At 60.8% G+C, this 26,170-nt stretch carries 16 protein-coding genes, 7 pseudogenes and 1 riboswitch; of the genes and pseudogenes, 10 read left to right on the top strand and 13 right to left on the bottom strand.

The window, feature by feature from the left end:
- Positions 1 to 122 precede the first annotated feature (122 nt).
- Positions 123 to 1,309, bottom strand: a pseudogene (hpnH, locus tag JCM25414_RS16200) (adenosyl-hopene transferase HpnH).
- Between the two features lie 728 nt (positions 1,310 to 2,037).
- On the opposite strand from hpnH, the gene JCM25414_RS22790 reads away from it, so the two are divergent.
- The 4 genes and pseudogenes from JCM25414_RS22790 to hpnK all read left to right on the top strand — a co-directional run bounded on the left by JCM25414_RS22790 (position 2,038) and on the right by hpnK (position 6,119).
- Entirely contained in the window at positions 2,038 to 2,439 is a 402-nt protein-coding gene (locus JCM25414_RS22790; RefSeq protein ID WP_051535633.1) for an ABC transporter substrate-binding protein, read from the top strand.
- 95 nt (positions 2,440 to 2,534) lie between these two features.
- Positions 2,535 to 3,722 carry a bacteriohopanetetrol glucosamine biosynthesis glycosyltransferase HpnI gene (gene hpnI, locus JCM25414_RS02075; RefSeq protein ID WP_025840570.1) on the top strand — a complete coding sequence of 396 codons (1,188 nt, stop codon included), beginning with the start codon at positions 2,535 to 2,537 and terminating at the stop codon, positions 3,720 to 3,722.
- 109 nt (positions 3,723 to 3,831) lie between these two features.
- Positions 3,832 to 5,255, top strand: a pseudogene (gene hpnJ, locus JCM25414_RS16190) (hopanoid biosynthesis associated radical SAM protein HpnJ).
- Positions 5,256 to 5,261: 6 nt separating this feature from the next.
- Positions 5,262 to 6,119: a hopanoid biosynthesis-associated protein HpnK gene (gene hpnK / locus JCM25414_RS02065; protein WP_025840569.1), complete on the top strand. Its 858-nt coding sequence runs from the start codon at positions 5,262 to 5,264 to the stop codon at positions 6,117 to 6,119.
- A gap of 32 nt (positions 6,120 to 6,151) precedes the next feature.
- Here hpnK and trxA read toward each other — a convergent pair whose 3' ends face one another.
- Positions 6,152 to 6,478 carry a thioredoxin TrxA gene (gene trxA, locus JCM25414_RS02060; protein ID WP_025840568.1) on the bottom strand — a complete coding sequence of 109 codons (327 nt, stop codon included), beginning with the start codon at positions 6,476 to 6,478 and terminating at the stop codon, positions 6,152 to 6,154.
- Between the two features lie 216 nt (positions 6,479 to 6,694).
- Here trxA and JCM25414_RS02055 point away from each other — a divergent pair, with 216 nt between their 5' ends.
- Positions 6,695 to 7,663: a VOC family protein gene (locus JCM25414_RS02055; RefSeq protein WP_025840567.1), complete on the top strand. Its 969-nt coding sequence runs from the start codon at positions 6,695 to 6,697 to the stop codon at positions 7,661 to 7,663.
- A complete protein-coding gene (locus JCM25414_RS02050; RefSeq protein ID WP_025840566.1) occupies positions 7,660 to 7,980 on the top strand; it encodes a hypothetical protein in 321 nt (106 codons plus the stop codon). Before JCM25414_RS02055 ends, JCM25414_RS02050 begins: the two co-directional genes overlap by 4 nt.
- A 153-nt stretch (positions 7,981 to 8,133) precedes the next feature.
- Here the strand turns inward: JCM25414_RS02050 and JCM25414_RS26320 are convergent, their stop codons facing one another.
- From JCM25414_RS26320 to JCM25414_RS16175, 7 genes and pseudogenes are all read right to left on the bottom strand, one after another.
- Positions 8,134 to 9,102 (bottom strand): PD-(D/E)XK nuclease family protein, encoded by a 969-nt coding sequence (locus JCM25414_RS26320; RefSeq protein WP_369345969.1) that lies wholly within the window; start codon positions 9,100 to 9,102, stop codon positions 8,134 to 8,136.
- Positions 9,000 to 11,651: a UvrD-helicase domain-containing protein gene (locus tag JCM25414_RS16185; protein WP_369345968.1), complete on the bottom strand. Its 2,652-nt coding sequence runs from the start codon at positions 11,649 to 11,651 to the stop codon at positions 9,000 to 9,002. The genes JCM25414_RS26320 and JCM25414_RS16185 overlap by 103 nt, the downstream gene beginning before the upstream one ends.
- Positions 11,648 to 14,641: pseudogene (addB, locus tag JCM25414_RS26915) on the bottom strand (double-strand break repair protein AddB). The gene JCM25414_RS16185 and the pseudogene addB overlap by 4 nt, the downstream one beginning before the upstream one ends.
- Positions 14,623 to 15,057, bottom strand: coding sequence for a tRNA (adenosine(37)-N6)-threonylcarbamoyltransferase complex ATPase subunit type 1 TsaE (gene tsaE / locus JCM25414_RS02035; protein ID WP_025840565.1), 435 nt, complete (start codon positions 15,055 to 15,057; stop codon positions 14,623 to 14,625). Before tsaE ends, addB begins: the two are co-directional and overlap by 19 nt.
- Positions 15,058 to 15,310: 253 nt before the next feature.
- Positions 15,311 to 15,736: a trimeric intracellular cation channel family protein gene (locus tag JCM25414_RS24240; protein ID WP_081775754.1), complete on the bottom strand. Its 426-nt coding sequence runs from the start codon at positions 15,734 to 15,736 to the stop codon at positions 15,311 to 15,313.
- Positions 15,737 to 15,886, bottom strand: a pseudogene (locus JCM25414_RS24235) (TRIC cation channel family protein); the annotation flags it as partial.
- A gap of 61 nt (positions 15,887 to 15,947) precedes the next feature.
- A pseudogene (locus JCM25414_RS16175) lies at positions 15,948 to 16,970 on the bottom strand (threonine aldolase family protein); the annotation flags it as partial.
- Positions 16,971 to 17,021: 51 nt separating this feature from the next.
- A riboswitch (SAM-I-IV-variant riboswitch) is annotated at positions 17,022 to 17,134 on the bottom strand.
- 161 nt (positions 17,135 to 17,295) lie between these two features.
- Between JCM25414_RS16175 and JCM25414_RS16165 the strand changes: the two are divergent.
- The 4 genes and pseudogenes from JCM25414_RS16165 (at position 17,296) to JCM25414_RS16155 (ending at position 20,773) form a co-directional block, all read left to right on the top strand.
- Positions 17,296 to 18,317, top strand: a pseudogene (locus tag JCM25414_RS16165) (NAD(P)/FAD-dependent oxidoreductase).
- A gap of 57 nt (positions 18,318 to 18,374) precedes the next feature.
- A complete protein-coding gene (locus tag JCM25414_RS16160) occupies positions 18,375 to 19,316 on the top strand; it encodes an alanine racemase (RefSeq protein WP_242403267.1) in 942 nt (313 codons plus the stop codon).
- Positions 19,283 to 19,519, top strand: a complete 237-nt coding sequence (locus JCM25414_RS24230; RefSeq protein ID WP_242403308.1) for an alanine racemase C-terminal domain-containing protein — start codon at positions 19,283 to 19,285, stop codon at positions 19,517 to 19,519. The genes JCM25414_RS16160 and JCM25414_RS24230 overlap by 34 nt, the downstream gene beginning before the upstream one ends.
- A pseudogene (locus JCM25414_RS16155) lies at positions 19,516 to 20,773 on the top strand (D-amino acid dehydrogenase). Before JCM25414_RS24230 ends, JCM25414_RS16155 begins: the two are co-directional and overlap by 4 nt.
- Before the next feature lie 77 nt (positions 20,774 to 20,850).
- Here the strand turns inward: JCM25414_RS16155 and JCM25414_RS02005 are convergent.
- The 4 genes from JCM25414_RS02005 to JCM25414_RS01990 form a co-directional block, all read right to left on the bottom strand.
- Positions 20,851 to 21,810 (bottom strand): DUF2971 domain-containing protein, encoded by a 960-nt coding sequence (locus JCM25414_RS02005; protein WP_025840563.1) that lies wholly within the window; start codon positions 21,808 to 21,810, stop codon positions 20,851 to 20,853.
- Positions 21,811 to 21,916: 106 nt separating this feature from the next.
- The gene (locus JCM25414_RS23575; protein WP_035442530.1) at positions 21,917 to 22,207 is read right to left on the bottom strand and encodes a hypothetical protein; all 291 of its coding nucleotides are present in this window, start codon (positions 22,205 to 22,207) and stop codon (positions 21,917 to 21,919) included.
- 321 nt (positions 22,208 to 22,528) lie between these two features.
- The gene (typA, locus tag JCM25414_RS01995; protein WP_025840561.1) at positions 22,529 to 24,352 is read right to left on the bottom strand and encodes a translational GTPase TypA; all 1,824 of its coding nucleotides are present in this window, start codon (positions 24,350 to 24,352) and stop codon (positions 22,529 to 22,531) included.
- Between the two features lie 325 nt (positions 24,353 to 24,677).
- The gene (locus JCM25414_RS01990) at positions 24,678 to 25,655 is read right to left on the bottom strand and encodes an adenosine kinase (protein ID WP_025840560.1); all 978 of its coding nucleotides are present in this window, start codon (positions 25,653 to 25,655) and stop codon (positions 24,678 to 24,680) included.
- Positions 25,656 to 26,170 lie beyond the last annotated feature (515 nt).

The following is a 26,170-nucleotide window of genomic DNA, read 5'->3' as shown; positions in this document are numbered from 1 at the left end:
GACATACACATCGTATGTCCGCCTTTTCAGGATAAAACTGTCACGCCCTGTTTGACCAGAGCGCCGGAGAACGCGGCTTTTACCCGGCTCTCCCGAGCGCTCACGCCCTCGAATCCGAAGTGTCAGTCTGCGGCGTCAGCCACTTCGACCGGCTTGTCTTCGGCTTTGTGCACACGCACGCGCGGCCCGCGAGCCGGCTTGCGTGATTCGAGCAGGGTAACCTGCTCGGCCACCTGAGCCTCGTATTTGTATTCAGCCTTGCGCTGGTTCGCGAGAGAGATCTCGGGGACCATCGGCTTTTCGGTCTCGGGGCCGAACAGCGCAACCTTGGCGATGTGCCAGGGACGCTTGACCGCATCCATGACGGCCGTGGATTCGTAACCGGAATGCACCATGCAATCGGCGCATTTCTCGTAGGCGCCAGTGCCGTACTGATCCCAGGCCGTATCGTCCATCAGTTCCTTGAAGGTCTTGGCATAGCCTTCGCCGAGCAGATAGCAGGGACGCTGCCAGCCGAACACCGTACGGAGCGGCTTGCCCCAAGCGTGCAATGATAGTTTTCATTGCCAGCCAGGAAGTTCAGGAAGAGCGGCGACTGCGTGAAGCGCCATTTCTTGCCCTTGCCGAGACGGAAGATGTCACGGAAGAGCTGCTTGGTCTTCTGGCGGTTCAGGAAGTGCTCCTGATCCGGCGCGCGCTCATAGGCGTAGCCCGGAGCCGTCATGACGCCATCAACGCCAAGCGCCATGACCTCATCGAAGAACCGTGCCACGCGCTCGGGCTGGGCGCCGTCGAACAGGGTGCAGTTGATGGAAACGCGGAAGCCGCGCTCCTTCGCCTTACGGATAGCGGCAACGGCACGCTCGTAGACGCCTTCCTGACAGACTGACGAATCATGCATCGCCTTGTCGCCGTCGAGATGGATATCCCAGGAGAAGAACGGATTGGGCTCGTAATCGTCGAGCTTCTTGTCGAGCAGAAGTCCGTTCGTGCAGAGATAAACGTATTTCTTGCGCGCGGTCAGACCCTTGACGATCTCGGGCATCTCCTTGTGGAGAAGCGGCTCACCACCGGCAATGGCAATGACGGGGGCGTCTGCCTCGGCATCGGCATCCAGACATTCCTGCAGACTCAGGCGCTGGTTCAGGATCTGTGCCGGATAATCGATCTTTCCGCAGCCCGAGCAGGCCAGATTGCAGCGGAACAACGGCTCGAGCATCAGAACGAGCGGATAGCGCTTGCGACCCAGCATATGCTGTTTGACCACATAGCGTCCGACACGGACGGCCTGCATCAATGGAACGGCCATGTATCTCTATGCTCCTACACCAGATGACATGCGGGCGCGGTGTCAGAAAAGGCCCGACATGATTACCGCGTCGCCGTCATACGTAAGACCCGTTGGTCATATGATTTCGAAAAACAACACCGGAATAAGAGGCGGCGTGCAAGACTGAAAATGATACAATCGGGATGGTAAAACGTGGCCTATACACCGCGCACAGGCCTCTCCTCAACATCGGAGATGCTTCGTAGCGCCTACTGTGTCATTTTGGCGACATTTATCGATAATAACTAACCAAATTTTAAGCTGAAACCTGTTGCGTCACTCGGGACGATGAGCGAATTCGCAGACCTCGTTATTGCAAAATGGCAGAAAGATTGCACTTTTCAACGTTATGTCAGACATAAGCCGCCGCAGTCGGGCCGTGGATGACTTGTTTTTGATACGAGACACCCCAGTTTTCCGGGTACGGATTCAGCCATATGTCTCTCCCGATCAGCGGGACAGATTTGAGGACGCAGCATGACACAGTTCACCCGCAGAGTGCCCGAAACCGCCCGCATCGTGCGCACGAAGCGCGCTATTCTGGGACTGATGGCCCTGTTTTCTGCCCCTGCTGCACTGTCTTCTACTGCATTGATTGCACCGGCATTTGCCCAGTCTGCTGCAGTTACACCGATCAACGATCTTTATGCTGTTCTCGGACAGATCCAGTCGCCAGCCAGCGGCTCGGCTGAAGCCCGTGCCAGATCGTGGCACCTGTCATTGATCGCAGCTTCGATCTCTCGACCATCCTGCACAATTCGATTGGCATGCGCTACACGACGCTCTCGGCCGATGAACAGAGCAAGCTGCTGACGGCGTTTCGCCAGTTCACCGTCGCCCGCTACGTGTCGAGCTTCAAGAAAGGCGGCGACGCCAAGTTTACCGTCAGCCCGACCACACGTCCCGCCCCGACTGGCGGCAGCACGATCGTCAATACCACGATTGGCGATGGCAGCGATTCCTCGACCGCGATCAATTATGTGATGATGCCCTCGGGCGGTGGCTATCGGATTGTCGATATTCTGCTCAACGGCCATATCAGCCAGGTCGCGGCGCAACGTGCCGATTTCAGCTCAACCCTGGCCCGCGGCGGCGCCGATGCCTGGTGACGCTGCTCAACCGCAAGACCGCAAAGTTCATGAATAATTAAGATGCTTGGCCAGTTTCCCCAGATAGCATGCCCTGAGAAGGGAAAAGGGGTCTCGTGGCTCTCGCTCTGAACTGGCTTGGCTATGCCTCAGCCTGCCTTGCCGTAGCAGGCTGTGCACAGTCGGCTATCGGGGCGGGTCTGATCGCCGCCTTTCGCCGTAACGAGAAACGACGCGCCGCCAAAGCCGAAATATCCCATCTTCCGCTGCCTGCAGTGTCGGTGCTCAAACCCCTGCATGGCGACGAGCCCCTCCTTGAGGAGGCACTGCGCAGCTTCTGCGAACAGGATTATCCCGAATTCCAGATCGTTTTCGGGGTTCAGCGCCAGGACGACACCGCGATTGCAATCGTCCGGCGTCTCATGGCCGAGTACCCCGAGCGCGAGATCACGCTGATCATCGATGGCGCGACGCACGGCACCAACCGCAAGATCGCCAATCTCATCAACATGTATCCTTCGGCGAAACACGACATTCTCGTGATTTCCGACTCGGATATTCATGTACAGCGCACTTATCTGCGCGATGTGGTCGCGACACTCTCCCAGCCTGACATAGGGCTCGTCACCACGCTCTATGCCGGTCTGCCGGCCTCTTCCTCGCTGGTCAGGGAGTTCGCTGCGTCACAGATCAATCATAATTTCATGCCGGGCGTGATGATGTCGCGCCTGCTCGGACGTCAGGACTGTCTCGGCGCCACGATGGCCCTCAGACGCTCTCTGCTTAATCGCGTCGGTGGACTGGCGGCTCTGGCCGACCACGTCGCCGACGATGCCATTCTGGGCCAGTATGTCCGCGCCCATGGCAAGTCCATCGCTCTCGCGCCGTGCATGACCTGGACCACTGTTGCAGAATCCTCTGCCGGTAACATGATCGAACATGAGCTACGCTGGGGACGCACGGTCAAGAATGTCGAGCCGGTGGGGTATGGGCTCTCTGCCATCCAGCTTCCGCTCTTCTGGTCGAGCGTCGTACTGCTCTGCTGCTGGCCTGCCCGCTGGGCGCTCTGGTTCTTTCTCGGCGTCTGGGCTGTGCGTGTTCTTTCGGCGCTCATGATCGATCGCAGCCTCGGTCGACTTACTCCTTCGGTTTACGGGCTGTTTCCCCTGCGTGAGTGGCTGTCAGCCGCCATCATGGTTGGCAGCGCAAGAGGCCAGCGCGTGGAGTGGCGTGGGCAGACACTTCACATCCGTCGAACCGCTCCGATTACACCGCCGATACACCCCGTCGAGCCCGGAGATTAGACTTTTTAGGGTTTCGGCCTCATATGCTGGGGCATTCGTCAGAAATTTCTGATCCCTTCACCTTTGCGGATCTCGCGATCCGACGGTTTTCCCAAGGATTTTCACCACCATGATGCGCACGCTGTTCCTTCAGCCCCCTTCATTCGACGGTTTCGATGGCGGAGCCGGTTCGCGTTACCAGGCCAAGCGCGAGATTCGTTCCTTCTGGTTCCCGACCTGGCTGGCACAGCCTGCCGCCATGGTCGAGGGATCGCGTCTGATCGATGCACCTCCGGCCCGTATGGGCATGGAGCCGATCCTGAAAGACGTGATGAATCGCGACCTGGTGGTGATGCATACCTCCACGCCGTCTTTCGCCTCCGACGTACGCGTCGCGCAGATGCTGAAAGACGCCAATCCCAATCTGATGATCGGCATGGTCGGCGCCAAGGTTGCCGTACAGCCTGACGAATCGATGGCCAAAGGTGGCCCGATCGATTTCGTGGCACGCAACGAATTCGACTTCACGATCAAGGAAATCGCCGAAGGCCGCGATCTCAAGGACGTGGATGGCATTACCTGGCGCAACAAGGATGGCGAGATCATCGCCAATCGCGACCGCGCATGATCGAGGACATGGACAGCCTTCCCTTCGTGACGGAAGTCTACAAGCGCGACCTGAAGATCGAAGATTACTTCATCGGGTATCTGATGCACCCGTATATCTCGATCTACACGGGCCGCGGCTGCAAGTCGCGCTGCACGTTCTGCCTGTGGCCGCAGACAGTAGGTGGCCATCGCTACCGCACGCGCAGCCCCGAGCATGTGGCGGCGGAAATCCGTCTGGCCAAGCAGTATTTCCCGCAGGTGAAGGAGTTCATGTTCGACGACGACACCTTCACAGACGACCTGCCCCGCGCCGAGGCCATTGCCCGCGAGATGGGCAAGCTGGGCGTGACGTGGTCGTGCAATGCCAAGGCGAACGTGCCTTACGAGACGCTCAAGATCATGAAGGAAAACGGGCTGCGCCTGCTTCTGGTCGGCTATGAGAGCGGCAACCAGCAGATTCTGCACAACATCAAGAAGGGCATGCGCGTCGAAACGGCACGCGAGTTCACGAAGAACTGCCACAAGCTGGGTATCAAGATCCATGGTACCTTCATCGTCGGCCTGCCGGGCGAGACGAAGGAGACCATTCAGGAAACCATCCAGTTCGCCCGCGAGATCAACCCGCACACGCTGCAGGTCTCTCTGGCAGCGCCCTATCCCGGCACGGCCCTGCACAAGCAGGCTACCGAGAATGGCTGGTTCAACGAGGCTGAAGCCGAGCTGATCGACGAACATGGCGTGCAGATCGCCCCGCTGCACTACCCGCATCTGTCGCATACCGAGATCTTTGCCTCGGTTGAGGAATTCTACCGCAAATTCTACTTCCGTGCGCCGAAGATCGCCTCGATCGTCAACGAGATGGTGCGCAGCCCGCAGATGATGAAGCGTCGTTTGCGCGAGGGCGTGGAGTTCTTCCAGTTCCTCAAAGACCGTAACGCCGCCTGATCTTTCATGCGTCGTCTTATCGTCTCGGCCGATGATTTCGGGCTGAGTGAAGAGGTCAACGAGGCCATCGAGATTGCCCATCGTGACGGGCTTCTCTCGACGGCCAGCCTCATGGTCGCTGGCCCCGCCAGCGTCGATGCGGTGCGCCGTGCCAAGAGACTGCCCGATCTGCGTGTCGGGCTGCATCTGGTCGTGATCGAGGGTGATACCGCTCTGCCGGGTGCTACGATCGGCGCCATTGCCACCCCCGATGACCGGTTCGGCACCAGCCAGCTTGGTCTGGGGGTGTCCTATTTTTTCCGGCCTGCCGCCCGACGCGCTCTGTCACGCGAGATCGAAGCCCAGTTCCGGTCTTTCATGGCCTCTGGCCTGCGTCTCGACCATGCCAATGCCCATAAGCACATGCATCTCCACCCCACTGTCGGGCGGATGATGATTGAAACAGGACTACATTACGGCCTGCGTCATGTGCGAACGCCCTGCGAACCGCCCGAGCCGCTTGCCGCCGCCGAGACCCATTTCGATTCACTGGGGGCCGCGGCCTTGCGTCGCTGGTGCGGGGTGCTGCGCCATCAGATCGTGCGTGCGGGCATGACAACCAATGACCACTGTTTCGGCCTGGCCTGGAGCGGCCAGATGCGACCGGGTCGGGTCGCGGGACTCATGCCGCATCTACCTGAAGGTCTGTCCGAGCTTTATTTTCACCCGGCGCTGGAACAGAACACATTGTTGCAGCGACTGATGCCGGAATATGACCAGCGTGGCGAGTTCGACGCCCTGATAAGCCCCGAATTGCGCCAAGCCGTGCGCTCAGCCGATATCATGCTGAGCGATTGGGCAGGAAATACCCTGCCTCGCGCCTGAGAGCCTCCTTTACAGAAGGCTCTCCCGACGACTCAGAGAGCCGAGTCGACCCAGGCCTTGAGTGCGCTCTTGGGCAGGGCCCCGGTCTTCTGAGCCACGACTTCACCGTTCTTGAAGACCATGAGCGTAGGAATGCTGCGGACTCCAAAACGCGTCGGGGCTTCGGGGTTCTCGTCAATGTTGATCTTGGCGACTGTCAGACGGCCCTTGTATTCGCCACCGATCTCATCGAGCGCAGGCGCGATCATCTTGCAGGGGCCGCACCATTCTGCCCAGAAATCGACCAGAACAGGGCCTTCAGCCTGCAGCACGTCTTTTTCGAAACCACTGTCGCTGACAGCTACGGTGTTGTCGCTCATCCTGTTCTCCATTCGCAATGCAGACCGACGGGGTCCGTCTCAAGACGTCATATCAGCAGTTCAGGCAAAGCGTTCAAGAGCTAGTGAAGCAGGAATCGCCTCGCATCGAGAAACAGAGTTCTTTCCGAAACGTTTTATGCAGCAAGGTCATCACGTTACCAGAGAGGTTCTCTTGTTGATGCGTCATGTTTCGCGCGTATTCTGGCTTTCCGTGCTTTGCAGCACGAGCTCCTGAAAGCAGCGCCTGCCGCGCTGGCCCAGCCGACGCTGGCGCCCTTGCCGCCTGCGCCTGAGAACTATGCGCCGGAACTCCTGCCCTCTCCTGCCGTGGTGCCTCCTCCAGCGCCAGGCACATTCGACCCTCTGACAGTACCCGCCACGCATCGCCTGTTACCGGGCAAGATAGTGTTTTCAATGCTGGTCACGCCCAATCTTGCTCAGGCAGAACGCTTCTATGGCGCGCTGTTCGGCTGGGGGTTTCGTCCTATCGTCGATGGGAGGACACCGCGTGTCGAAATCACGCTAGGCACCCAGCCGATCGGTATGATGGTGGCGCATAAGTTCGATCACCCCGGGCAGGACGTGCCTTTCTGGATGCCGTTCCTGTCGACCTCGGACACCGCGACTGTGGCCCGTGTCACGAAGCAGCAGGGTGGCAAGACACTCTTCGGCCCGAAACCCATCGCTGGTCTGGGTCAGGTGGTGGTCGTTTCCGATCCGCAGCATGGTCTCTTTGCCGCCCTCAGCGCCCAGTCCGGCGATCCTGTCGACCGCGATACCGACCCGGCTCTGAATGGCTGGTCCTGGGCAACGCTGCTTTCTCCGGCTCCGAGAGCGGCTGCGGGCTATTACCAGCTTTTGTTCAACTACAAGATCGTCGCCGCCCCTGAAGCTGACAGCCCTCAGCACTACATGCTCACCGCACAGGACAAGGAACGCGCCAGCATCAACACGCTGCCGCCGGGCACTGAGACGCAGGACTGGGCACGCTGGGTCCAGTTCATCTCGGTGGATGACAGCGCGAACGTTGCTGACCGGGCGCAGAAACTGGGCGGTCGGGTGATTGTCCCGACCCATGTCGATCGTGACGGCGCCCAGATTGCCGTGCTGGCCGACGCGGAAGGTGCGGTGTTCGGTGTGATCGAATCCCAGAAGGATATGCTCGAAGGAGTAGTGCCCCGGTGAGAAAAGCGCGCGCCCTTTTCGCCCTTGCGGCGATCTCCTCCCTCGGCCTGTCGGGCTGTGGCAGCTATGATGGTTATGGCGGCGGCTATTACGCTATCCAGGAGGATGGGGACGCCAAGGCTGGAATGGCGGTTATTCTGTCGGACCGCATTATACCGGTCGCGGCTGGGGCGGTCGCCCCGGCTATCGCCAGCGTTATGACGACAGGCGCGGCAATCGCGGCCAGCGTCACGGCGATGACGGTCGCAATCATGGCGGTGATCGTCACCACCGCTGAAGAAAGAGTCCCGCCAGATCCTGTAACCACGACGCATTGAGGAGCCTGTTGGAAACAGACAGCGCCTTCGTGCTCTGACCTCTCGAATCCGCAGCGATGGGTCCGTCGCAACTAATCCGGATCATGGACGCGTCATGGCGCTGCTCTTCAAAGACCCCAGTTCTTTGCGGCGATAAGCCCGTATCGATCAACGCTACTGCTCTGTCTCCACGAGGCTGATGGTCGGGCCTTCTGTCCAGACCAGCGCCATGACGAGTTCGCGGTCAGGATAGAGCTGTCTGAGCACCGCTCCATAGGCCGCCATCTGACGTTGATAGGCCGCAGGCACGGCTTGACCCGGTCGGGGTGGATACTGGTTCGTCTTGAAATCGCAGAGCATGACGCAGTTTTCCGTCACACGCAGACGATCGACCTGCCCGAGCACGACCTGACCGAAAGCGAGCCCGGTAATCGGCTGCTCGGCCAGACTGCCAGGCGCAAAAAGAGGCGCGAGCGTCTCATCCTTCAGAACCGCCAGAACCTGAGTCACCAGCCGCTCGATTTCTTCAGGTGCTAGGCCGTGCGCAGGCTGTGCCAGAAAATCCTCGGCGAGAAATCGCCAGTCCGCCTCATCACGATCGGGCAGCCATTGCAGAAGACGATGCACGAGCGTACCGCGATCGAGCGCGCGCCTGCGCCCGCTCTCCTGCCCTGCGGCAATTTGCAGAGGCGACAATGCCGGCGGTGCCGCGCCGTAAGACGCGTTCTCCGGTCGGCTGGGCGCCAGAGGCCGGGTTAGAGGCGCCTCATGCGGAGCAGGGAGTGCGTGCCAGCCAGGCGCCGTGCCGAAAAGAGCGGGCATGGGCGCGGGTAAAGCGGACGCACTCTCCCTGGGGGTGTGAGACACGCTTTCAGGCTGCGCCTCGATCACCAGATATTCTCCCTCCCAGCCACCTTCGAATGGATGATTCGTGGCACCCAGCTGGGCAAGCCCGGCCGCGCAAAGGGCATACCACGAGGTCTCGCTCTGCTTGCGTCTCGGCTCCCAGCCACACACCACCAGCCAGTCGCTGGCGCGTGTCAGAGCAACATAGAGCAGCCGATTGCGCTCGGCCTGAGCGGCAGCTTTTTCCTGCTCCTTGAGCTTTTCTCCAAGGGCGGAGGGCAGTTCCCTGCCCGGCATCCAGACCGGCAGATCGAGCCCGCTCTGGCGCGTCCAGAGAAGCTTTGTCTCGCCTGAACCTCTCCCGTCATATCTGGCAGGATCACAAGACGGGCCTGCAAGCCTTTCGAACCATGTACAGTCATGATGCGCACGGCATCGATCTCGGCTTCTGCTTCACGCTTGACCGTCAGACTGCTGGAGTCGAGCCAGTGCAGAAAGCCCTGCATAGACGGCGCATGAAGCGCCTCGAAACGTAACGCGGCAGAAAGCAGATCGTCGAGCGGTTCCGCCGCCTCCGGCCCCAGCCTGGCCAGAGCCCGGGCGCGGCCCTCATGACGGCCCAGCGCATCGGCCAGGATCTGATAGGGGGTGGCGAAATCGATACGGGTCTGGAGCGCAGAAAGACGCTCCCACGCACTCTGCCATTCCGGGCGCTCAAGATGGCGCTCGCGCAGAACGGTCCAGAGAGGACGCTCACCGCGCTCCACGGCCAGATCCATCAGCGAGGCATCACTGACCCCGCCGAAAGGCGAGGTCAGCACGGCTGCCAATGTCAGGTTGTCCTGCGGCAGAAGCAGCGCATGGCACAGCGCCATCAGATCCTGCACGGCCAGCGAATCGGTCAGCCTGACACCGACGAGCGTAGCGACTTCGACGCCTTGCCCTTTCAACGCGCGGATGAGCGCCCGCAGAAAAGCCGAACGACGCGGGACCAGAACCAGAACCTCACCCGCACGAAGCGGCGCCTGGCCCGGCTGGGGCGGCTTGCCGATCTGCACTGCGATCCATTGGGCCAGCGTATCCGCCAGTTTCTGCGGGGCGCGGCTCTGACCGGCATTGCCGGTGGGGGCCGCCCAGGGATCGTCGATCGCGTCTTTCTCGTCTTTCGGCACCAAGGGCCAGAGCTCGACACGCCCCCCCTGACCGGGGCGGGCAGAGCGATGCGGCGGCAGGGAGTCGCGCCCCGGCTCGCGCAAGCCGTCCGCCGCAAGAGGGCTGTTAAAGACCGCATCTACCAGATCGAGCACAGGCGTGACAGAACGGAACGACACGCCGATTTCGGGCGTACGCCAATCCTGCGCCGCACCGAGAACCATCTCGCGAAACCGGTCTCGAGCGCCGAACAGCCCCTGAGGATCGGCCCCCTGAAACGCATAGATCGATTGCTTGAAATCGCCCACGGCAAAGACCGTGCGCGGGCGGCCTTCCATCTCGCGGGCACTTTCACCCACGAAGAATTCCTCGATCAGCGCCGTAGCAATCTCCCATTGTGCGGCAGATGTGTCCTGCACCTCGTCGAGCAGAAGATGATCGAGACCGCCATCGAGCTTGTACAATACCCAGGAGGCGCCCGGATCGCGCAGCAGATCACGCGTGCTGGCGATAAGATCGTCATAATCGACCAGACCGCGCAGCGTCTTGTCCCGCGCATAACGGTCGAGCGTCGGCGCAGCGAGGGCGAAAAGCGCCAGATTGAGCGCAATCAGACGCTGCACCGCAATCGCCCGATCCAGCGCAATGAGCCGTTCGGCCTCGGCCGTAAAAGCCTCCATGATATGAAGCCGGTCGCGGGCAATGGCGGCAGGGACGAAAGCACGTGCGGCGCGTGGCGTGCCGGTGCCTGTCACGAAAAGATCGCTCCACAGAGCCTGATCGCGCTCGGAAGCCGGTCGGGACAGCGCGTCGAGCATCTTGCCCAGCGTCGCCTGCATCGTGGCCGTGCCGAGCGGTAGCGCCTCCTGCGCGCATCGACGCAGAGCGTCTTCCTGCGGTGAAACACAGCGCTGCGCTTCGAGGTCTGCCAGATCGACTTCGTCCTCGGCGCCGAAGGCCTTGCGATAAGCACGTTCAATAACGCCCGGCTCGATCTGCCAGCGCGCGAAGCTCTGCCTCAGACGCGACACACGCCCCTGCAACGCCCTGATGCGGTCGAGATAATCTTCAAGCCCGACCTGACCAGCCAGAAGCGTCAGACGCGCTTCCATCGCGGCGTCACCCTTGGCACGAGACAGAGTCTGCTCGATGGCATTGGCCAGAGCGAGGCTCGAATCGGTCTCCTCCATCAGGGTGAAATGCGGATTGATGGCAGCTTCGAGCGGAAAGCGCCTGAGAAGCGACTGACAGAAAGCATGGATCGTGCCGATCTTCATGCCGCCCGGCAGATCGAGCACACGCACGAACAGGGCGCGTGCCGCCTGACGGGTTTCAAACGAGGCCGGCACGCTGAGCCCATGCAATTCGCGGTCGAGCGCCGCATCGGAAAGAGACACCCACCGACCCAGACGGGATTGCAGGCGATTGGCCATTTCCGCCGCCGCCGCACGAGTAAAAGTCAGACACTGGATACGTGCGGGGTCGCTGCCCGGCAGCAATACAGGTGCCCCGGTTTCGGGGTCAGGCATCAGAACCGGTAGCATCAGGCGAAGCAGGCGGTCGATCAGCAGTTTCGTCTTGCCGCTTCCCGCCGAGGCCGAGACGAAAACCGACGCCAGCGGATCGGAAGCCTGTCTCTGGATGTCATTAGCCGAGGCGATGACCTGCGCGTTCAGCTTTGCCAGATCGTTCATTCCCCGCCCTCCTCACGCGCAGCACTCCACTCCGAAACGCGCGCCAGATGAGCATAATGCTGTAACGCGGCACGTAATCGGGGTGAGGGTGAGAGCGATAAGCCGTGTTCGGATCGTCGAACACCTCGACCCGTCGGCGCAGCCTGTCGAGCGCGGAATCGATCAGAGGGTCCAGATCTTCCGGCTTGCGTGGCACGCTGAGTTCTTCGCCACGATGACGATCACCCGTCAGACGCCAGTAAAGCAATGAGGCGGTTTCCGCCGCAGGCAGATCGGCAAAACCGCCAAGACGCAGCATGGCGGCTTCAAGCACAAGCTGTGAACTCCACCCGGCTTCGACATCGCTCACCTTGGCAGAGTGCCGGTCTTGTAATCGATGATCGTAGCGCGCCCGTCCCGCCCTATCTCGATCCGGTCGGCACGTGCGGTCAGGCGGAACGGGGCGTAAGGCGGGGTCAAGGTAAGCGTGCCTTTCTGCTCGGTCTTGAGCTGGGCCGGTTTTTCGCGCTGGGCTTCGCGCTCACACACCCATTCGGCAATGCGCAGCACACGCGGACGCCACCACGCTGCGAGGGCCGGGCGCAGCTCACGGGCTTCGAGCACGGCAAGCAGACAATCATGCAAGGCGTTGCCGCCTTTTTGCCCCTGTTTCAGCCAGAGATCGATTCCATCATGAACCACGACGCCGATATCGGAGCGATCAGCGGCTTCCTCCAGTGCTGGGAGCGCCTTCAGCTTCAGCACATGGCGCGCATAGATCGCATAAGGATCGCGCAGCCAGGCATCGATTTCGGTCACGGACAGTCGACGCGGACGCAAGGCAACGGGCGGGCGTGGCTCTGGCGGTGGTACCGGGCGCGCCGGCCCTGCAGGCTGATCCATCGCCGCCTGCCAGATCAGGGCGGGATGAGCGGGCAGCTTCTGGCCCCGCCCTTCGAGCAGGGCATCGAGCCGCACCAGCCAGCGCGCCGGAACGGCAGGAGCACCGTCGCGTCTGGCCGCGCTCGAAAGCACGATTTCCTCACCTGAGAGAAAGGCAGTGGTGAAGTCATGCGCCGCCGTACCGATCAACCGCTCGGGAGAGGGCAGACCGGCGCGTGTGCGCATGGGCCGACTCAACCAGGGGCCAGGATCGGTCGCAGGGGGCCAGATCCCTTCATTCAACCCGCCCAGAATGACCAGATCGGCAAATTGCAGACGCGCCTCCAGCACCCCCAGAATCGACACGCGTGGATGCAGGGCCTCACCATCGCGCCCCTGCAGCACGCGCTGGCCGAACACCATTTTTCCCGCCATGGACGCCAGCAGGAAAGCAGGCAGCCCATCCAGTCTCTGGGGCGGCATAACGGCGCCATGGGTCATCAACCCGACCAGATGGCGCGACAGGGCATGACCCTCTGCCCCCATCCAGAGTCGCTCTTCACCCGGTTGCTCCTGCGTGCTGGCCAAAGCTTCCGCCGCCTGAATGAGGCGCGTCAGCAATGCCGGCAGAGGCAGGGCGCCGCAATCGAGCAAAGGCGACACCGCCGCGTCCAGACGGTCGAGAAACAGATCGAGCGGTTCGGCCTGATCGGGGCGATCGGCACTTTCGGCCTCGCTCTGGTCCTGACGGTCCAGCGCCTGTCGCAGTCCCTTCATGCCCGGCGGAGGCGCAGGCCCCCGCAGAACGAGGCGTTCCAGACGGCGCGCCGTAGCGCGACAATTGCCCGGCGTGCTGCCCAGCGCCACGAGCGGATGTTTCAGCAGCGCCAGAAGTGCCACAGGGGCGAGATTTTCGGCGGCGGCTTCAGTCAGAAGGCGCAACAGAATAGCAGCAGGACTGAGCGCAAGACTTTCACCCGCACTGTCATCGGCCACAATGCCATAGCGCAGCAGCTCGGTTGCAACGCGACGGGCCAGAGCACGATCGGGCGTAACGAGAGACGCGGTTCTGCCGGGGCGTTCAACCGCCTCTCGCAAAATCATGGCGATACTGGCCGCTTCCTGCTGCTGATCAGCGGCATCAAGACGCGTGATTCCGGTCAGGGGCAGCGGCGCAACAGTCTCACCCCAAGCCGAAAGTCCCTCCATGGGCCGCATCATCAAACCCGCCAGAGCGATACGACCCTGCAAGGCCTCGCGGGCAGAGGCATTTTGTGGGGGCGCCCCATCATCCCACAGGGTGATGGTTTCACGGGAAACGCCCAGATCCTCGATAAGACGACGGAAACCCGATTGCGGATGGCTTTCCGGCAGGGTTCCCCACAGAGTCTCAGGCAGATCGAGATCGACACCGGGCAGGATCACGCAGCCTGAGGCGCGTCAAGCACCGCACGAAGAATGGCGCAGACGGCAAACATGCCATCGGTAAACCCGACCGCCCAGAGCCTGCCCTGCGGCGGCGCCTGCATCCAGCGTTCGGCCTGCGCCCTGAGCACCGCCACCTGACGCGCCACGGGATTCATCAGACCGGTTTCGTTCAGCCAGGCGGGCCAGGCCTCGGTGACGATATGCAGAAATTGCAGTGTCTTGTGCCAGTGATCGGCAAAGCGCGGCTCGGCGGCATCGGGAAGGCGCTTACGCAGATCCACCCCCACGCGCTCGGCATCATCCATCAACTCCGCCAGAGCGGAGGCGAGCGGCCATGCCTGTTCGAGCGTCAGCTCCGCGCTGAACACGCCCTTTGCGCGCAAAACCAGCGCCGCCAGAACCGACAGGCGGCGCAGCGGATCGACCGCAGCAGGAAAGGAAAACGCCTCGACACCCGAAAGCGCCAGATCGTCTTCGCTCACATCGCCTACAGGCAAAATGCGTGGCAACAACGCCGCCTTGCCGTCAAGACAGCGCAGAAACGCCTCGGTGAGATTACGCGCTGCGCGACGCCCCGGCACAAGAATCAGCGCATTGGCGTCATCCTGCGCGGCGCCCCCCTCAAGCCAGCGTCGTGCCACATCATCCAGAAAGGATCGGTCTGCCGGGATAGTCGCAAGAATCACAGCCGGTCGCTCCATCCCGTAATGGTCACTTTCCGTGCCTCTTCTTCATTTCCCTGAGTCAGGGTCAGATGAAGCGCATGATCGGGCAACTCACCTTCGGCGCGCTCCGGCCACTCGACCAGCATGATGCCCTCCTGAAGCTCGTCCCAGCCCAGCTCGAATAATGAGTCAGGCCCATCGAGACGCCACAGATCGAAATGCGCCACAGCGCCTTTGCTAGTGTCGTAAGTCTGAACCAGAGAAAAGGTCGGACTCGGCACTTCGAGCGCCGGATCCTGCGCCAGCGCCCGCAAGAAAGCCCGGGCAAAAACGCTCTTGCCCATGCCCATCTCGCCATGCAGCGCAATGACATCGCCCGGCTGCGCCAGCCCCGCCAGACGAACGGCAAAAGCTTCAGTGGCAGGCTGATCGGGCAGGTCGATTTGGCTCATACCGACAATGTAAAGCCCGGCTCACGCTATGGGTAGAGGCAAGCGCAGGGCTCAGCCCAGTCCCCCCTCCTCCCGAAAGGGGCAAGCCCCTTTCATTCGCTCCATCATACTTGCGTCCGCACGACTTCAGATCGCACATGTCTCGTATTTGGCATGCGGGTCGAGACGCAATAATCCTGAAACCGGGTTTTGAAAGGGCGACCGCCCTTTTGCGGAGAGCTGGGCAGCGCCCCGCATCCGGCCGCGCTAGCAATTACCGACGATAAGCAGGCAGATCGACCTTGCCGATAATGGCATAGCCTCTCAGGCAGAAGCCTAGCACGACGGCGATCGCACCTGCTGCAATCGGAGAGAGGCCGACAGCATCCAGACCGACGTACAGTCCTGCAGCAAGGGCGGCAGCAGTGACATAGAGCTCGGGGCGGATCACAATGGACGGCAGATCGGCCAGAACGTCGCGAATAATACCGCCCATACAGGCAGTAACGACCCCCATGATCGCCGCCGGTAACCACGGAATGCCATAGGCAGTCGCTTTTGCTGCGCCATAAACGGCATAGGAGGCGAGGCCCAGCCCGTCGAACCAGTCTATGGCGCGCTCATGCCAGACCCGATGGGGCGTGAACCAGACCAGAAGGGCGATTCCCAGACAGACGGCAATCGGCGCTGTGGCGTGCATCCAGAAGACAGGTGCGCCGATCAGCAGATCGCGCAGCGTGCCGCCACCCACGCCCGTCATGGCGGCGAAGAACGCGAAAGTGATCATGTTCTGCCTTGCCCTGGCAGCAACCAGCGCGCCTGAAATCGCAAACACGGCCGTGCCAGCCATGTCCAGATCGGACAGCGTCGACGCCGAGAGCGCATGAATGCTGGCAAGAGTGGCAGGGCTCACGCGCAAGGGCCTCGATATCGGCAGCAAGCTGCGCCACACGTACGGATGCGGCATCCCAGGCGAACATGAAACGCGCGCCACCGCCGATGAACGTGTAAAAACGCCATCCCCGCTCACGCAGCCCTTCGAGCACGGCTTCAGGTGCCTTGAGAAACACGGCATTGGCCTGCGCCGGAAACATCAGGGAAAGTCCGGGCAATGCCGTGATCCGCTCTGCCAGCGCCCGGGCGCTGTCATTACCGTGCTGGCCGTTACGCAGCCAGGCGCCGCTCTCCAGCAGACCGACCCAGGGCGCCGAAATAAAGCGCATTTTCGAGGCCAGCTGCCCTGCCTGCTTGCAGCGATAATCGAAGCCCTCGGCGAGTGCAGGATCGAAGAACAGAATCGCTTCTCCGACAGCCATGCCGTTCTTTGTGCCGCCGAAACACAACACGTCTACTCCGGCCTGCCATGTCATCTCGGCAGGCGTGCAGCCCAGAGCCGCGCAGGCATTGGCGAAGCGGGCGCCATCCATATGCAGGCGCAGCCCCAGTTCGCGGCAGGTCTCGGCAATCGCGCGTATTTCTGCCAGCGAATAGACCTCACCCGTCTCGGTAGGCTGGGTGATCGTCACGACCTTTGGCTTGGGATAGTGGATATCGCTGCGACAGGTCGCCAGCGCCCTTATATCTTCGGGAAAAAGCTTGGCGTGATCGGTGCGGGCCACCAGCAATTTGGAGCCGTTGGAAAAGAATTCAGGCGCGCCGCATTCATCGGTCTCGACATGGGCAAAAGACGAACAGATGACGCTGTTATAGGACTGGCAGAGCGAGGCGAGCGCCAGAGAATTGGCGGCTGTGCCGTTGAAGGCAAAGAACACCTCGCATTGCGTACCGAACAGGGTACGGAAGCTGTCAGAAGCGCGGTTGGTCCATTCATCGTCGCCATAAGCCGGAACCGAACCCGCATTGGCCTGCTGCATCACATCCCAGACTTCGGGACAGATACCGGCATAATTATCACTGGCAAATTGCTGGGCCACGGCAGAGAGTCCTTTCTGGACGTACAGACGCTCCGAACGAAAAGGGGGTGTGGCTTGTCCCGAGATTGCCGGAGCGGCCACATCTCTTCGGTCAAGACCGAAGATACCACCTTGCCCGGGAGCAGGTTGGCGCCGACAGGATCTGTCGACTCTTGATGCTGGCGACTTTCGTATCAAAGGTGTGAGTGACACGCAATGCGCCTGTATCTGTCAGACGCTGCGGCAGGGCGGGGTCTGGCTCCAGTTCCGGCTCTGGGCGAGGCTCTCGCTTTCTGTTAGCTGCTAGGAGGATCACAGGACGCAACAGACAGGAATGAACGCGCTTATGGGCCAGACTCCTCTCGATATCGATGTCGCCATTATCGGTGCAGGACCGACCGCCCTTTTTGCGGCTTTCGAATGCGGGATGCTCAAACTCTCCTGCGTTCTGATCGACGCGCTGGGAGAGATCGGCGGTCAATGTGCGGCGCTTTACCCTGAGAAGCCGATCTATGACATTCCGGGCCATCCTTCGATCGAGGGTGGCGCGCTGATCGCGGCGCTCGATGCGCAGATCGCCCCCTTCGATGTGCTGCGCCTGCTCGGCCAGCGGGTCGAAAAACTCTCCGGGACGCGCGGCGATTTCACGCTCGAAACCGACAAGGGCAATGTGGTGACGGCACGCGCAGTCATCATAGCCGCCGGTGCGGGTGCCTTCGGGCCGAATCGCCCGCCGCTGGACGGGCTCGATGCTTACGAGGCAAGTGGCGCCGTTCAGTATTACGTGCGCAAGCGCGCCGATTTTGCTGGCAAGCGCATCGTGGTGGCGGGCGGTGGCGACTCCGCCCTCGACTGGGCGCTCTCGCTCTCCGATATCGCCGACAAGATCTATCTGCTGCACCGCCGCGACCGCTTTCGTGGTGCGCCGGAGACACTGGCCCAGATCGAAACCCGCGTGGCCGAAGGCCGCATCGAGAAGGTCGTACCCTATCAGCTTCACGCGCTTGAGGGAGAAAACGGCGCGCTTTCGGCGGTCGATGTGATCGATCTCGAAGGGCAGGTGCGCCGTATCGAGGCCGATACGCTTCTGCCTTTCTACGGTCTTTCGACCGATCTCGGCCCGATTGCCACCTGGAATATCGACAGCATACGCACCACCCTGCCCGTCACCCCCTCGACCATGGAAACCAGCCTGCCCGGCGTGTTCGCCATCGGCGACGTCGCGACCTATCCCGGCAAACTCAAGCTGATCCTGCAGGGATTCAGCGAAGGGCCATGGCCGCCCATGCCATCCATCCCATCGTGCATCCCGATCAGGCGCTGCATTTCGAATATTCCACCAGCAAGGGGGTACCCGCGGGCTCTTGAGCGATGGCAGGGGGCAGTTTAGAATGATTTCGAAATGATCGAGAGACCCGGACCCGAATGACAGTGCAGCAGAGCGAGGTGGAAGCAGGCGCGAAACAGCGCGCCGGAGGCTGGTTACGCATCGACCTCGATGCCCTCAAGCAGAACTACACACTGCTGACTCGGAAAGTCGGCCGCGGCGTAGCGGTAGGCGCGGCGGTCAAGGCCGATGCCTACGGGCTCGGCGTGGCGCGTGTCGCCCCTGCCCTCTACCAGGCCGGGTGCCGCCGCTTTTTTGTCGCAACCGTCGAGGAGGGGCTCGGCCTGCGCCCGCTTCTGCCGGACGACGCGGCAATCTGCATCCTGAACGGCCCTCCCGTTGCAAGCGAGAGGGTTCTTGCCGCTTCGGGCCTGACTCCCGTTCTGAACAGCCTCGATCAGGCGCGTCGCTGGGCGGCGCTGGGTCAGGAGACAGGTCGTAAACGACCCTGCCTGCTTCAGCTCGATAGCGGCATGTCGCGTTTCGGGCTCTCGGGCAAGGATCTCGACACGCTTTGTGCCGAGGCGCTGCCGGACGCGCTCGACATCGCCTATGTCATGAGTCATCTCGCTTGCGCCGACGATGCGACCTCACCACGCAATGAGGGCCAGCGCCTGCGTTTTGAAGCGCTGAAGCGCAAGCTGCCTGCTTTGCCCGCCAGCCTTGCCGCATCGAGCGGTATTTTTCTGGGCGAGGCGTTCCATTTCGATCTGGTCCGCCCCGGCTATGCGCTCTACGGCGGCAACCCCACTCCCCCTCTGCCCAACCCGATGCAGGCTGTCGTCACGATGCTGGGCGGGCTAGTTCAGGATCGATGGATCGCGCCGGACACGGCAGTCGGTTATAGTGCGCGCTTCGTGGCAACGCAGAAGACGCGCATCGCCACGCTCTCTGTCGCTATGCCGACGGATTTCATCGTCGCGCCGGTGGCTTCACCAGCGCGGTTCTGCCTGCAAGGCCAGACATATCCCTCCCCGTAGTGGGGCGGATCTCGATGGATTGCATGGCGCTGGACATTACCGCGCTAGGGGAACTGGACTTGCCCCCCGGCACGGGTTTCGAGCTGATCGGCCCCCATCGTCCGCTGGACGATCTGGCCTCAGCGCTGGATACGATCGGATATGAGCTGCTGACCAGTCTCGGAAAGCGCTTCCATCGTGAATACATTGAGAGTTCACAATGAAGATCATCGTCATGGGCGCCGGTGTGATCGGCGTCACTACTGCCTGGTATCTCGCTGAACAGGGCCATGAGGTTGAGGTTATCGATCGCCAGCCCGGAGTCGGGCTTGAAACCTCGTTCGCCAATGCCGGTCAGGTCTCGCCGGGTTATTCAACCCCCTGGGCCATGCCCGGCCTGCCACTGAAGGCTACGCGCTGGATGTTCCAGAAGCACGCGCCGCTGGTGGTGCGTGCCGCTGCCGTCAATGCGCCGATGCTGCGCTTCATGACGCAGCTTCTGACCAACTGCACGCATCATGCCTATGACATCAACAAGAGCCGTATGCTGCGTATCGCAGAATACAGCCGCGACTGTCAGGCCGAACTGCGCCGCGCGACCGGCATCACCTATGATGATGGGCAAAAAGCTGATCCAGCTCTTCCGCACCGACAAACAGGTTGAACACGCTCATGAAGACATGCGTCTGCTCGCCGAAAGCGGTGTGACGCATGAGCTTCTGAGCACGGAAGAGGTCCTGAAATACGAGCCCGGTCTGTCGGGAGCGCGCGCGCTGCTCAAGGGCGGGCTGCGCCTGCCGGGCGACGAATCGGGCGATGCGTATCTCTTTACACAGCGTCTGGCCGCCATGGCCGCTGAAAAGGGCGTCAGCTTTCGCTTTCGCACCGAAATCGAAGCCATCGAGGCAGCGAGCGACGCCATTTACGGCATTCGCACCAGCGCTGGCCGCCTGACCGCCGATGCCTATGTGCTGGCGCTCGGCAGCTACTCGCCTCGTTTGCTCAAGCCGATCGAACTCGATCTGCCGGTCTATCCGGTCAAGGGCTACTCGCTCACGGCACCGATCACCGATGAGAGCCGCGTGCCGACCTCGACGGTCAATGACGAGACCTACAAGGTAGCCATGACACGCCTTGGCGATCGCATCCGCATCGGCGGCACGGCGGAACTGACCGGCTGGCGCCTCAAGCTGAGCCAAGACCGTCGCGAAACGCTCGAACTTTCGTTCAACGAGATGTATGGCGGCGCCGATCTTAGCCGCGCCCGTTACTGGACCGGTCTGCGCCCCTGCACCCCCGACGGCACTCCCGTCATCGGGCCGTCTGGCCGTTACAGCAATCTCTGGCTCAATACCGGCCACGGCACGCTGGGCTGGACCATGGCCTGCGGTTCGGGTCGCATTCTTGCCGATCGCATCAGCGGCAAGCGCACGGATATTCCGGCGCTCGATCTCTCGCTGGATCGCTATACATCGTAAAGGTCTTCAGGGCTCTGCCCTGAACCCGGAAGGGGCTTGCCCCCTTCACCCCAACCAGCATTGGCGCTGTTTCTCTGTCACCTACGTAGGGGAATATCTGAATTGATAACGCGATCACCTTGATTGCCAAAACTCGCTGTTATCATAGCAGCTTCAATGGCCTCCTTGAGAACGATACCGTAAGGCGACGGGCCTATGATCACTCTTTCTATAATCCGATCAGCGTTCAATGGTTGTCCCTGCCTGTCTTGAAGGTGTTTGAACTTAACCTTTGCGATCCTTTGCGGTACGCCCCCAACAGAAACCAGCGTGGTCTCCAAAGGAATCTCATGATTCGGTGACAAGTATTTACCCGTATAAACTCTCCATTCCTTCTCTTCATGAAAGCCAGGATGCTTTAGGAGAACCGAAAAATGTGTAAATAAACTGTATAATAATTCGATTATATTTATATTATGAATAATACCGATATTTTCGTTCATGCGATCTATGATTTTAGAGAAGCGCCTTATGAAGCCATTAGGGCTTTCATAAAGAACCGGACTTATAAATAGTCCATCGTTACGCTTTTCGTCTCTGATAACGACAGGATCAATAACAAGGCACGCGTTCGTGTCGCCTCCATAGGCACGCCACATCGACAATCTACCAAATTCGTTCTCAGAATCATTCTGCCCGTGTTCAGTCAGAGATGTGATATAGGTTCCAGCGTAACGGTCCCGGCTAATGCCCGTCAGCAAAGACCATAGCTGAGCCGCACCACCCGGTTCGATCTTCTCTATCAGTTGACGAAGCCTGTCGCCCTCGCTTCCCGCCCACAGCGCGTCGATGCATCGATGGCCGTGTTCGATTTCCAGAAAATCATTCATGACTGTCGCATTACGCAGCCAGATTTCGCTTTTTTCGATAATTTTTATCGCGGTATCCGCACTCGTATAATAGGCGAATCGCTTGGCACCACTCCTGAATGAGGCACGTTGCTCGTCTTCGTCGGGAAAGAATATCTCGTGCAATATCTTATCTACATCGACGGTCATCAGCGCCACACCCTCTCAATACCCGCCATCATAGCGCCAGCCAGATAGTACACACAAAAAAAGGGGCCGTTTCCGGCCCCTTTTCCATAACCAGTCCCAAGACCGATCAGTTGCCGGAAGCGTCCTTCTCGGCGGCAGCTTCTGCACCCTTCTTGTGGTGCTTGTGCTTGTGCTTGCCCTTATGCTTGTGCTTGGCAGCCTTGTCGTCGGTCGATGCCGCCGGAGCAGCTTCAGACGTCGGAGCCGGAGCGGTGGCTTCCGGAGCAGCAGGAGCGGCCGGTGCAGCAGCGGCAGGCGCCTGGGCAGCCGGAGCGGCGTCCTGAGCGAAAGCAGGAACGCTCAGCGTCATGGCAAGAGCGGCAACACCGGTGAGAAGGCGACGATTGAAAACGAGCATGAAACGAGCTCCAGAAAGCGAATTCACATAATCACAGGCGTCAGGCAGGCCGAAGAAACCGACCCTCTGAACTCATGACCTCGTGGACGCTATCAGTATTTTTTCAAATCGTCTCGAAAGAAATTAAATAAAATGACTGTAATCGCACGGTAAAGGCGCATATTCGCCTTAATCGCGACATGTTCATTAAAAAAGGCCACCGCTACCGGTGACCTTTTTCTGAAATCCGCTCCGCTCACACTGGCTCACGAATGGATTTCGCCGTCCTGAAGTGCCTCTATCCGGCCGGGTGAGGCCACCCGGTCGGATAAGCGACAGGAATCAGACGTCAGACTTGACCTTGGACATACGCTTGCGCTCGTTCGGGTCAAGGTAACGCTTGCGGATACGCACCGCAGACGGCGTCACTTCGACCAGCTCGTCGTCTTCGATATAGGCAATTGCCTGCTCGAGGCTCATCTTGCGCGGCGGGGTCAGAAGCAGGGCATCGTCCTTGCCGGCGGCGCGGATGTTGGTCAGCTTCTTTTCACGCACGGCGTTGATGTCGAGATCATTCTCACGCGAATGCTCGCCCAGGATCATGCCCGTATAGATCTTCTCGCCTGCGTCGACGAACATCGTGCCGCGATCCTGCAGCGCGAACAGCGCATATTGCGTGGTCGCACCGTCTTCCGAAGAGATCAGCGAACCGTTGCGACGGCCGTCGATCGTACCGGCGTAGGGCCTGTAACCCGCGAACAGACGGTTCATGATGCCCGTGCCGCGCGTGTCGGTCAGGAACTCGCCGTGATAGCCAATCAGGCCGCGCGACGGGATCAGAAAAGTCAGACGAACCTTGTCGCCACCCGACGGACGCATATCCTGCATCACGCCCTTACGGATCGACATCTTTTCGACGACCACGCCCGAATAGGGCTCGTCAACGTCAACCAGAACTTCTTCGTACGGCTCTTCACGCTCGCCGGTCTCTTCGTTGGTGCGGAAAAGCACGCGCGGACGACCGATGGTCAGCTCGAAGCCTTCGCGGCGCATCATTTCGATGAGCACGCCCAGCTGAAGTTCACCACGGCCAGCCACTTCGAAAGCTTCGCTCTCGGCGCTCTCGGTCACCTTGATGGCAACGTTGCCTTCGGTTTCCTTGAACAGACGATCACGGATCTGACGCGACGTCACCTTCTTGCCTTCACGACCGCCCAGAGGGCCGTCATTGATGCGGAAGGTCATCGACAGGGTCGGCGGATCGACCGGGGTCGAGGGCAGCGGGCCATCGAGCGCCGGATCGGCGATGGTGTCAGGAATGGTAGCGTCGGACAGACCGGCCACCGCCACGATGTCACCGGCTTCGGCTTCTTCCACCGGCACGCGCTCAAGGCCGCGGAACGACAGCAGCTTCGTCAGACGGCCGGTTTCGACAACCGAACCATCGGGACGCAGCACGCGCACCGGCATGTTGAGGCGCGCACGGCCCTGCTCGATACGACCGGTCAGGATGCGGCCCAGGAAGTTGTCGCTCTCAAGAATGGTCGCGACCATGCCGAACGGTGCTTCCTTGTCCAGACCCGGCGTGGGCACATGGCGCAGCACCAGATCGAACAGCGGGGCGAGATCCTTGCGCGGACCGTTCATTTCCAGATCGGCCCAGCCCTGACGGCCCGAAGCGTACAGCATCGGGAAGTCGAGCTGATGCTCGTCGGCACCGAGAGCCGCGAACAGATCGAAGATCTCTTCATGCACTTCGTCGGGACGGGCATCACCACGGTCAATCTTGTTGACGACCACGATCGGACGCAGGCCACGGGCCAGAGCCTTGCCCAGCACGAACTTCGTCTGCGGCAGAGCGCCTTCAGCCGAGTCGACCAGGATGATCGCGCCGTCCACCATGCTCAGGATACGCTCGACCTCACCACCGAAATCGGCGTGGCCTGGGGTGTCGATGATGTTGATGCGCGTGTCGTTCCAGACGACCGAGGTGCACTTGGCAAGAATGGTGATGCCACGCTCACGCTCGAGGTCGTTGCTGTCCATGGCGCGTTCTGCAACGTGCTGGTTCTCGCGGAACGAACCGGACTGCTTGAGAAGCTGATCGACGAGGGTGGTCTTGCCATGATCGACGTGCGCGATAATGGCGATGTTACGGATTTCCATGAAGCGGTCCTGATCGGGCTTGCAGGGTCATGCCCTGCCGGATCGCTCCCTTGGAACGATACAAAGCCGGGACTGACGGATTGGCCGTGTTCTGCACAATTTCCCGTCAGAGTGCAATGAAAGGTTCCGAAAAGACGGGTTTTTCAGGTTGCACAAGGTGAAATTGTGCCTAACTGACGGATCTGGACTTCCAGCAGGCAAGGTATGCGGGGCGCTGCCCCGCCCCCCGGAAAACAGCGAGCCTCTTTCATCCCGCCTTATTCGAACCGCTTTCCAAAGGGCGACTGCCCTTTGGCGAGGAATGGGGCAGAGCCTCATGAAGACCTTACGCCTTAAGAGCGAAATCCTCGGCGGGGCGCGCGCCCATGCGGGTGATGATGGCGGCGGCAGACTGGTTACCCAGCATGGCGCAGGTCTCAAGGCTGTGGCCCTTGGCGAGACCGGCGAGGAAGCCCGCGGCGAAGGCATCGCCAGCGCCCGTGGTATCCACAACCTTCACGGGCTCGGTCGACACGACGAGCTTCTGGCCTTCGGAGAGAATGACGGCGCCTTTTTCGGCGCGAGTCAGCACGACCAAAGAGGCATCCGCGCCAGCCTGAGAAGCGGCGGAGTCGAAATCTTCGGTGCCGTAAAGGGCACAGATCTCGGCCTCGTTGGCAAAGAGAATATCGATATGACCGGCGACCAGCGCACGGAAAGCGTCGTGATGACGGGCAACGCAGAATGTGTCGGACAGGGTGAGTGCCACACGACGACCCGCCTTGTGCGCGGTCTCGGCAGCGAGGATGAAGGCGGCCTGGGCGCGATCCTTGTCGAAGAGATAGCCTTCCATATAGGTCACGGCGGCGCTGGAAACGGCATCCTGATCGACGTCTTCCGGCCCGAACTCGGTGCAGATACCAAGATAGGTGTGCATGGTGCGCTGGCCGTCGGGAGTGACGAGGATGATGCAGCGCGCGGTGGGGCGATCGGCTGCCTCGACCGGAACGGACGGGTAAAGCAGGTTCTGGGCGGTCAGGTCTCTGGCATAGCCAAGACCAGCCTCATCGGCAGCGACCTTGCCCAGATAACCGACGCGGGTCCCGAGACGCGCGGCAACGACAGCCGTATTGGCGGCTGACCCGCCGCCCATGATCTGCTCGGGCGTGATCTTCGCTTCGATTTCTGCGGCCTGGGTGGCATCGATCAGGGTCATGCTGCCCAGAGGCGAACCGAGAGCGGTCAGCGTCTCCTGGGAAACCGGGGCCAGAATATCGACAATAGCGTTGCCGATGCAGAGCAGATCGAGAGCAGGCGCAGTCATGAAGTCTCCAGAGAGATGAATTAAAGCGAAAGAACCCCCATTCACGCCATGAAATCAACACGATCAATGGCAATCGTAACGCTGCGTGAACGACAGGTTCGGCATTCTTCGCCAAAGGCCATGACACAAGACACGGTCAGGGTCAAAAACCGCGAAAACCTGCCGTTTATCGGCTTGTCGCTTGCGCATCTTAACGTGTAAGCCGGGTAAGGACATGGGGTGTCGTTTCGATGGTATCTCGCCCGTCCCAAGCCGCCAGCGGCACCCGAACCGCCACCTTATTGAACGCGCAGCGGGGTTCTCTTGTTCAAACGACGCAAACCAGAAGATACAGCTCCTCAATCTTCAGGTGCTTCGGCCAGTAATGGTCAAAAAGCGACTGCCCCGGCTCGGGCAGCGCTTCGCTCTTCCCTGAGCGTCCGGCCCCCGCGGCTGACGCTTCACCAGCCTCTCAATTCAAGGATTCTGCCGCGATGGGTCGTTCGCCGTTCCCCACCCCTCCCTCTCCTGCTGCG

The sequence above is a fragment of the Asaia platycodi JCM 25414 genome, from assembly GCF_000614545.1.
Classification (GTDB): Bacteria; Pseudomonadota; Alphaproteobacteria; order Acetobacterales; family Acetobacteraceae; genus Asaia; species Asaia platycodi.
The sequence above is the reverse complement of the archived record's forward strand: the minus strand, read 5'-3'. Positions and strand labels throughout refer to the sequence as shown.

What these genes read in the sequence shown, in the direction of transcription:
- JCM25414_RS26320 (WP_369345969.1), bottom strand. Translation starts at nt 9,102, where the DNA reads ATGCCGGGCAGGGAACTGCCCTCCGCCCTTGGAGAAAAGCTCAAGGAG.
- JCM25414_RS24240 (WP_081775754.1), bottom strand. Translation starts at nt 15,736, where the DNA reads ATGCACGCCACAGCGCCGATTGCCGTCTGTCTGGGAATCGCCCTTCTG.
- JCM25414_RS16185 (WP_369345968.1), bottom strand. Translation starts at nt 11,651, where the DNA reads ATGAACGATCTGGCAAAGCTGAACGCGCAGGTCATCGCCTCGGCTAAT.
- trxA (WP_025840568.1), bottom strand. Translation starts at nt 6,478, where the DNA reads ATGAGCGACAACACCGTAGCTGTCAGCGACAGTGGTTTCGAAAAAGAC.
- JCM25414_RS23575 (WP_035442530.1), bottom strand. Translation starts at nt 22,207, where the DNA reads ATGCTCGTTTTCAATCGTCGCCTTCTCACCGGTGTTGCCGCTCTTGCC.
- hpnK (WP_025840569.1), top strand. Translation starts at nt 5,262, where the DNA reads ATGCGTCGTCTTATCGTCTCGGCCGATGATTTCGGGCTGAGTGAAGAG.
- tsaE (WP_025840565.1), bottom strand. Translation starts at nt 15,057, where the DNA reads ATGAGCCAAATCGACCTGCCCGATCAGCCTGCCACTGAAGCTTTTGCC.
- typA (WP_025840561.1), bottom strand. Translation starts at nt 24,352, where the DNA reads ATGGAAATCCGTAACATCGCCATTATCGCGCACGTCGATCATGGCAAG.
- JCM25414_RS02005 (WP_025840563.1), bottom strand. Translation starts at nt 21,810, where the DNA reads ATGACCGTCGATGTAGATAAGATATTGCACGAGATATTCTTTCCCGAC.
- JCM25414_RS01990 (WP_025840560.1), bottom strand. Translation starts at nt 25,655, where the DNA reads ATGACTGCGCCTGCTCTCGATCTGCTCTGCATCGGCAACGCTATTGTC.
- JCM25414_RS16160 (WP_242403267.1), top strand. Translation starts at nt 18,375, where the DNA reads ATGACAGTGCAGCAGAGCGAGGTGGAAGCAGGCGCGAAACAGCGCGCC.